Source organism: Saliniramus sp. (assembly GCF_035311605.1).
Classification (GTDB): domain Bacteria; phylum Pseudomonadota; class Alphaproteobacteria; order Rhizobiales; family Beijerinckiaceae; genus Saliniramus.
Map to the genome: position 1 here is coordinate 1 of NZ_DATGCW010000208.1, position 3,668 is coordinate 3,668.

At 62.8% G+C, this 3,668-nt stretch carries 4 protein-coding genes and 1 pseudogene; 3 read left to right on the plus strand and 2 right to left on the minus strand.

Going from position 1 to position 3,668, the window contains the following annotated elements; all coding sequences use genetic code 11:
• The first annotated feature begins 104 nt into the window (after positions 1 to 104).
• From nagZ to scpB, 3 genes are read left to right on the plus strand one after another with little or no spacing between them, the layout of a single operon-like run.
• Entirely contained in the window at positions 105 to 1,118 is a 1,014-nt protein-coding gene (nagZ, locus tag VKP01_RS09495; RefSeq protein WP_324411909.1) for a beta-N-acetylhexosaminidase, read from the plus strand.
• Between the two features lie 54 nt (positions 1,119 to 1,172).
• The gene (locus VKP01_RS09500; RefSeq protein WP_324411910.1) at positions 1,173 to 2,015 is read left to right on the plus strand and encodes a ScpA family protein; all 843 of its coding nucleotides are present in this window, start codon (positions 1,173 to 1,175) and stop codon (positions 2,013 to 2,015) included.
• The gene (gene scpB, locus VKP01_RS09505; RefSeq protein WP_324411911.1) at positions 2,012 to 2,782 is read left to right on the plus strand and encodes an SMC-Scp complex subunit ScpB; all 771 of its coding nucleotides are present in this window, start codon (positions 2,012 to 2,014) and stop codon (positions 2,780 to 2,782) included. Before VKP01_RS09500 ends, scpB begins: the two co-directional genes overlap by 4 nt.
• Positions 2,783 to 2,841: 59 nt before the next feature.
• Here the strand turns inward: scpB and VKP01_RS09510 are convergent, their stop codons facing one another.
• Together VKP01_RS09510 and VKP01_RS09515 are read right to left on the minus strand one after the other, a co-directional pair.
• Positions 2,842 to 3,501: a hypothetical protein gene (locus VKP01_RS09510; RefSeq protein ID WP_324411912.1), complete on the minus strand. Its 660-nt coding sequence runs from the start codon at positions 3,499 to 3,501 to the stop codon at positions 2,842 to 2,844.
• A gap of 46 nt (positions 3,502 to 3,547) precedes the next feature.
• Positions 3,548 to 3,668, minus strand: a pseudogene (locus VKP01_RS09515) (IS630 family transposase); the annotation flags it as partial.

Here is a 3,668-nt window from a genome sequence, read left to right on the forward strand (position 1 = left end):
GGATCAAGAATGCCGGCGGGGATTGCTTCGTCGCCCGCAACTGATGACCAGGCGGCCCGGTGACCAGCCGGGCCGCGTCCCTTGAACCCCGACGGAAACTCTGCATGATCTTGTCCGCCGCGATCTACGGGTGTTCGGGCCTCGAACTCATGCCCGACGAGATCGCGTTCTTCCGCGATACCCGCCCTTTCGGCTTCATCCTCTTTTCCCGCAACATCGTCGACCCCGATCAGGTGCGCACGCTCTGCGCCGCCCTTCGCGATGCGGCGGGCCATGATGCGCCGATCCTGATCGACCAGGAGGGCGGGCGCGTGCGCCGCCTGCGTCCGCCGCACTGGATCGACCACCCCCCCGCCGCCAGCTATGGCGAGGCCATCAAGGATCCCGCGCAGCAGATCGCCGCCGTGGCGCTGGGCGCGCGGCTGATCGCGCATGAATTGCGCGATCTCGGCATCGACGTCGATTGCCTGCCCTGCCTCGACATCCCCGTCCCCGGCGCGCATGACGTGATCGGGGACCGTGCCTATGGGCATGAGCCCCGGATCGTCGGCGCGCTGGGCGGCGCTGCGGCGCGGGGACTGATGGCGGGTGGCGTCCTGCCCGTGATCAAGCACATACCCGGCCATGGCCGCGCGGGCGTCGACAGCCATCTCGCTCTGCCGGTCGTCGAAACCGACCGGGAGACGCTTGCGGCAACCGATTTCGCACCCTTCAAGGCGCTGTCGCATCTGCCGATGGCGATGACGGCGCATGTCGTCTATACCGCACTCGACCCGGAGAACTGCGCCACGCTTTCGCAGACGATCATCAGCGAGGTGATCCGGGGCGAGATCGGCTTCGACGGGCTGTTGATGAGCGACGATGTCGGCATGCAGGCACTGGCCGGCGATTTCCGCGAACGCACGCGCAGGCTCTTCGTCGCCGGTTGCGATATCGCCCTGCATTGCTCCGGCGATTTCGCCGAGATGCAGGATGTGGCGGCCGAGACCCCTGTACTCGCCGGTGAGGCCGAGCGGCGCGCGGAGGCCGCGCTCACGCTGCGCAAGGCCCCCATCGAGGATTTCGATCCTGTGGATGCCCGCGCGCGACGCGATGCTTTGCTTGCGGGGACGGGCTGATCGGATGATTCTGCCCCGCGCGACAATGCGCGGAGGCGATTCGCACGAGGTGGCATGGCCGAGATCATCGCATTCGAGGAGGGACGTCCCCGGCGCGAGTCCGCGCCGGACACGGATGCGCTCGTCGTCGATGTCGACGGTTTCGAGGGCCCGCTCGATCTGCTGCTCGAACTCGCGCGGCGCCAGAAGGTCGATCTGACGAAGATCTCGATCCTTGCACTCGCCGAGCAATATCTCGTCTTTATCGAAGAATTGCGCAAGCTGCGCCTCGAGCTCGCCGCCGATTATCTCGTTATGGCGGCCTGGCTCGCTTACTTGAAATCACGCCTGCTCCTGCCGGAGCCGCCCAAGGGCGAGGAGCCTTCCGCCGACGATCTCGCCACCGCGCTGCAATTGCGGCTGCAGCGGCTCGAGACGATCCGCAAGGCGGCGAAGATGCTGGAAGAGCGTCCGCGTCTGGGCCGCGATTTCCACACGCGCGGTGCGCCGGAGCCGGTCCGCGTGCGCCACAGGCCGCTCTGGGACGCCACGCTCTACGATCTGCTCTCGGCCTATGCCCGCGAGCGCCAGAAGCAGATGTCGTCGCGGGTCACGATGAAACGCCGCACGGTCTGGACGCTGGCCGAGGCCCGCGAGGCGCTGGAGCGGCTGCTTGGTCATGATGTCGGGTCGGACTGGATCGTTCTCGACAGCTATCTGACCGACTACATCGCCGGCCCCGGCCAGCGCGCCACGGTGCTGGCTTCGGCACTCTCGGCAACGCTCGAAATGGTGCGCGAGGGACGGCTCAACCTGCGTCAGGACGAGGCTTTCGGCTCGCTCTGGGTGCGCCCGGGGAGCGGCAAGCCGGATATCGGCCCGACCACCGCGCCCGCCGGGGAGGCAGCAGGATCATGAGCAAGGACGGCAACATGCTCGCCATCGCCGAACGCCTCCATGCGGAACTCGCGCAGGCGCGCGATCTGCTCGAGGGCGTGCGCATCGCCGAGGCCCTGCTCTTCGCCTCCGCCGAACCGCTCGCCGAAGATGAAATCGCCGCGCGCCTGCCGGCGGGCGTTTCCGTCGAGCGGGTGATGGAGGAGATGGTGCGCGCCTATTCCGGGCGCGGCGTCAATTGCGTGTGTATCGCCGGTCGCTGGGCATTGCGCACCGCGCATGACCTTTCCGACGTGCTGGTGCGCGAGGTGCAGGAGCCGCGCAAACTCTCGCGCGCCGCGATGGAGACGCTCGCCATCATCGCCTATCACCAGCCCGTTACCCGCGCCGAGATCGAAGAGATTCGCGGCGTCTCAACCTCGAAGGGCACGCTCGACACGCTGATCGAGACGGGCTGGGTGCGCCTGCGCGGACGCCGCCGCTCACCGGGCCGCCCGGTCACCTATGGCACGACGCCGAATTTCCTCGATCATTTCGGTCTGGAGCAGATCGACGACCTGCCCGGCCTCGAAGAACTCAAGGGCGCCGGCTTCATCGAAGGCCGCATCCCGCCCGGCATGAGCATCCCCTCCCCCTCCGACGCCGAGCATCTGCGCGAAGACGAAGAACCCCTCGACGACAGCGACCTGTTCATGCCGCTCCCGATCGAAGGGGATGATGGCGATGCGGGGGATCACGAAGAGGAGGACGAAGACGACGCGCAGGATCCGCCTGCGCGCGGCGGTTGATGCGGAGCGCAAGAAATGCCCCTGCAAGGTTGTGCTACGCGGCGGGCGAGCGATGCATCTTACCTACGTCGCCTGTGCCAGTTCAACTCGCACATCTCGACCGGTGATTGTGTTGATATATCGCTGAAGCGCTCCTTCGCCACGACTATTCGTTCTTTGTGGACGTGATCATCAGGGACGGTCGGAACCGGCATTCCTATACGTTTCATAGCTATAATGATCGGTTGGATGCTTGCTCCCGTCCCAGGATGAGACATTATTTCTTCCCACATTTCCAATAACACAGGCTCGGTGATCGATCGTCCCGACGCGCCGACACGGCAGAATGCAAAAAATTTATCTCGGTAAGACAATTTTTGTGCACGAAAAATAAACGGCAATGCTTCTGGACCAATAAACGTAAGCCGCATTATAAATTTTTTCATCTTCCAAAATCTGCTAAACTTATCTATCTCATCATATAGCGCGATAATTCTATCACCATATGACATAAACACTTCAATTGGAGCAACGCGAATCATATTCACAAATAAAACCATTCGCTGAGATGCCTCGTCATAATCAGATCCGACATAGGGCACAACGTTTTCTAACCCAGTAATTATGCTTTCAAAGTTCTCCCCGATGACATCGCTATTATCGAGCAGAAATTTAAACTCCATGCCAGTGACGGATTGCTGTGGCCTCGCTACAATATCTTTCAGCATGGCAAGTTCCATTTCGATTTCATCGCGCTGGATCTCGGCAATCCGGCTCAATACGGCGCTAGTGGATTGACTCCAACGCTTGGAACCCTCTTGAGCGTGCCGCGATGATGGCGTTCGGGTCGGCTCGCCAGACGAACGGCTTGGGCTGCTCGTTATGCTCGGTGATGAACCGGTTGATG